The organism is Paracoccus sp. (in: a-proteobacteria), assembly GCF_046462195.1.
Lineage (GTDB): Bacteria > Pseudomonadota > Alphaproteobacteria > Rhodobacterales > Rhodobacteraceae > Paracoccus.
In genome coordinates this window covers 1-4,206 of sequence record NZ_JBKGUN010000024.1, presented here as the reverse complement: position 1 = coordinate 4,206, position 4,206 = coordinate 1, and the positions used below count along the sequence as shown (strand labels likewise).

The following is a 4,206-nucleotide window of genomic DNA, read 5'->3' as shown; positions in this document are numbered from 1 at the left end:
GTGCCAAGCCGACCTCCATCGCAGATAACAGCTTGCATCACGATCAGCTCGCCCGGTGAATCCCTTTCGTCAGCACGGCCTAGATCAGGAAACATGGTCATGATCTCTTGCCGGCAGGCAACTGGTCGCCCTTCAATGCTTCGGCTCCTGAATGAGACAACTCTGATGATGCTTGCACATGAAGTGTACATAGGTGATCACGCCGCAGTTCTTCACGATGTGGATGCCCAAGAGACAAGCCAAATGTTTGGCAGCAGTCAGAACCTCCTTTGTGCGGAACATCCGGGCCGTAATCTGCAAGCGGGCGAAGAACCTATGCAGTGGCAACACGATCAGGTCGCGGCTGGAACAGCTTTCCAAAACTCGGTACCGAATGGCACGCTTGACCTTTGCCCGGTAGCGCGTACCCGCATCTTGGTAACGGAGAACAAGCGCCTGATCGAGGCGCTGGCCCATGCGATCGTTTAACAAGGCACCAATCCTGCGACGGATCGGGCCGTTTGACAGGCACAGCGGCCGGTATGCGGCGATGGGAACCGCATCGCGGCAAAACGAGATGGGTGGAAAGACGCGCTAATCGATGCGCGGCTGAAGCCGTTTCCCAGCCCTCGCTGTCGGCAGATCGAATATGTCAGTGCGGATTTGGATTGTCCCGCGGTGACATCACGAATGTCGGCACCGCCAGCCCCTCCCGACAGCTTTTCATGAGAAAGAGCGCCGGGGCCGGCTACCAAACGTCGCATCGGCAGCGACCTGTTTGAAGATCAGAGCGCGCCACATTCCAGAGTGGCGACAACATCAGAGGTCAAGGGTGCGCGCGGTCCGGGACCAATCTCCCATGCCTGGCTGGGGTTGACCGTGACAGGATCGCAAGATGAAGGTCAGGTTCACCTGTTTCTTCTTAAGGAACGCGGGATTGAGCGCTAGCGGCGGACGACGCTGAGCCCTGAGGAAATGGCGCGCAAGTTCGGGCGCTCCGCTCAGCCATCTTTTGCTGGCTGCGGCGCAACCACTGCCATGAGAGCAAAGTCCTGAGTTAAACCGTCGCTGGTGCCTTGCGGCGTAAACCGTCTTGAATAGACGCTGGACACAGCAACGCAAACGGGCGCGTAATCGGATTGAGCGCGCTCTGAATTCAGGATAGACACCTAAAACAGATTGCCAGCCGCATGCGCTGCAGACGCATCCAGTGCCGGGTTCGCTAGCATCTCTGTAAAAAGGCACAGTTGCGCGATTTGGAACGTAATGCCGGCTTTGATGACGCTTTACCCTTGCAAAATTTCGGCCGAAACATCAGGGTGGCAGCCGTCTCTCAGCCCTTCATTTCCATAAGCTCAAAGAGCCAGATACAAGGGCCTCCACTCCGCAGGCCACTCAAAGCATGTCCTACGGGAACTTCGGCAACGGCCTTGCCATCCCTGGCAAAGTTGCGTCGGCAGCATTAGGACAAGCTGCCGTTTCAGTCAGCCTTGTGTCACGACATCACGCAGTCCGCGTAATGACGCACCACCCCGTCAGAACCGGTTTCCTGCACCAGACCGTGGATGTCCGTCTCGAAACCCGGGCACTCCCGCGCAAATTCGCGATTGAAACGCAAATAGTCCACGATCTTGGCATTGAACGTTTCCCCCGGGATCAGGAGCGGGATTCCCGGCGGATAGGGGGTCACGAGACTTGTCGTGATCCGGCCCTCCAACTCGTCGATGGGTACACGCTGTGTCTTGCGGCGCGCGATGTGCGAAAATGCCTCGGAAGGCGTCATGGCCGGATGGTGATCCGTCAGGTAGATTTCGGTCGACAAACGCGCGACGTCGTATTTCGCATAAAGCGAATGGACATGCTGGCTCAACTCGCGCAGCCCCATTCCTTCATAGCGCGGGTGCTTGGCACAGAATTCCGGCATCACGCGCCAGAGTGGCTGGTTGCGATCGTAATCGTCCTTGAACTGCTGCAAGGCTGCAACAAGCGTGTTCCAGCGGCCTTTGGTGATGCCGATGGTGAACAGGATGAAGAAACTGTAGAGGCCAGTCTTTTCCACCACCACGCCATGTTCCGCCAGATACTTGGACACGATCGAGGCCGGGATACCCGTGCTGTCGAAACGCCCTTCGATATCCAGACCCGGCGTGATGATCGTGGCCTTGATCGGATCCAGCATGTTGAAGCCGGGGGCCATGTCGCCAAAGCCGTGCCAGCTATCCTCGCCATCGCGCTGGACCCCTTCGGAATCGGTGCGGCGCAGCACCCAGTCCTTGGTGCGGCCGATACCCTCTTCGACCAGTTCATCAGGGCCCCAGACCCTGAACCACCAGTCGTTCTCGCCGAATTCCTCATCGACCTTGCGCATGGACCGACGGAAATCCAGCGCCTCGAGGATAGATTCCTCGACAAGGGCGGTGCCGCCCGGCGGCTCCATCATCGCGGCCGCCACGTCACAGCTTGCGATGATCGAATACTGCGGGCTGGTCGAGGTATGCATCAAATAGGATTCATTGAACAGATGTCTGTCCAGCTTGGTTTCCTCAGAGTCCTGGACAAGAACATGACTGGCCTGCGAAATACCCGCCAACAGCTTGTGGATCGACTGGGTGGCATAGGTCAGCGCATGCTTGGTCCGTTCGCGCTTGCGGCCCATCGCGTGATAGGTCCCGTAAAAGGGATGGAATGCAGCATGAGGGATCCAAGCCTCGTCGAAATGCAGGTTATCGACATAGCCGTCGAGCAGCCGCTTGATTTCCTCCGTGTTGTAGAGGACGCCGTCATAGGTCGATTGGGTCAGGGTCATGATCCGGGGCTTCACCGCATCGGCATCCACGTCCTGGAGCAGCGGGTTCATCCGGATCTTGGCCCGGATTGACTCGGGCTCGAACTCGGAGCGGGCAATGGGACCGATGATGCCCCAATGGTTACGGGTGGGCCGCAGAAAGACCGGGATCGCGCCGGTCATGATGATCGCGTGCAGGATCGACTTGTGACAGTTGCGATCCACGACCACCACATCACCCGGAGCGACGGCATGATGCCAGACCATCTTGTTGGACGTCGACGTTCCGTTGGTCACGAAGAAGCAGTGATCGGCATTGAAGATCCGCGCGGCATTGCGCTCCGATGCACCGATGGCACCGTTATGGTCCAACAGCTGGCCCAGCTCCTCCACCGCGTTGCAGACATCGGCCCTCAACATGTTTTCACCATAGAACTGGTGATACATCTGCCCGATCGGGCTTTTCAGAAAGGCCACGCCCCCTGAATGCCCAGGGCAATGCCATGAATAGGACCCATCTTCGGCGTAATCGAGCAGCGCCTTGAAGAACGGTGGCTGAATGCCCTCGAGATAGGTTTTGGCTTCACGGATGATGTGTTTAGCCACGAACTCCGGCGTATCCTCGAACATGTGGATGAAGCCGTGCAATTCGCGCAGGATGTCGTTGGGCAAGTGGCGGGACGTCTTGGTCTCGCCATGGAGGAAGATGGGAACATCGGCATTCTTCCAGCGCACCTCCTCGATGAAACTGCGCAGATTCAGGACAACAGGGTCAAGATCGGGTCCGGGACTGAACTCCTCGTCATCGATCGACAGCACAAACGCCGAGGCGCGGCTCTGCTGTTGGGCGAACTGCGACAGATCACCATAGCTGGTGGCACCCAGCACCTCGAAGCCTTCGCGTTCGATGGCCCCGGCCAAGGCTCGAATGCCCAGACCGGACGTATTCTCGGAGCGGAAATCCTCGTCGATGATCACAATGGGAAATCGGAACTTCATCGGCTTTCCTTTTGATCAGCATCGTTGCCGCCCGTTCTTTCCGGTGCGGCGTTGTTCGTCAAGACCCAGACGGTAGGCATATCTCGACCGTTTGCCTCACCCCTGCATGGATGATGAACGATCAAAGGGGTTTTCGCCTGCTGAGGCGAACAAACAAGACAATCTGAAGAGCCGGCATCAGCCGGATCTCCCTTCAGGTCATTTTCGTCAAAGGCAGCAAACATGACCCTGTCGACCTGGCGCAGTTGAACGCAAGCCTTGGCTTCGCCTGCCCCTTTCACAAGGGGGGGGGTTGCTCAGCTATGAAGGCAAGATGCGTGATCCGCAGGATCAGACACGAATTACCCATACAAGGCCCTCGTCCTCCGGATCCGCTTTGCGCAGCAAGTCGGGCATGTGTCTGTTCCTTGTCTTGTCTTGTCTTGTCTTGTCTTGTTCGCTCC

The 4,206-nt window shown here is 57.7% G+C and carries 2 protein-coding genes; both read right to left on the bottom strand.

The features are described 5' to 3' along the window. Positions 1-132: 132 nt before the first annotated feature. Positions 133-471, bottom strand: a complete 339-nt coding sequence (locus ACLHHB_RS01555; RefSeq protein ID WP_410216523.1) for a Hint domain-containing protein — start codon at positions 469-471, stop codon at positions 133-135. Between the two features lie 1,003 nt (positions 472-1,474). Further along, positions 1,475-3,763, bottom strand: a complete 2,289-nt coding sequence (locus ACLHHB_RS01550; protein ID WP_410216522.1) for an Orn/Lys/Arg decarboxylase N-terminal domain-containing protein — start codon at positions 3,761-3,763, stop codon at positions 1,475-1,477. Between the last annotated feature and the right edge of the window lie 443 nt (positions 3,764-4,206).

Bases quoted from the DNA above. Each gene is read 5' to 3' on its own strand.
- ACLHHB_RS01550 (WP_410216522.1), bottom strand. From the start codon at position 3,763: ATGAAGTTCCGATTTCCCATTGTGATCATCGACGAGGATTTCCGCTCC.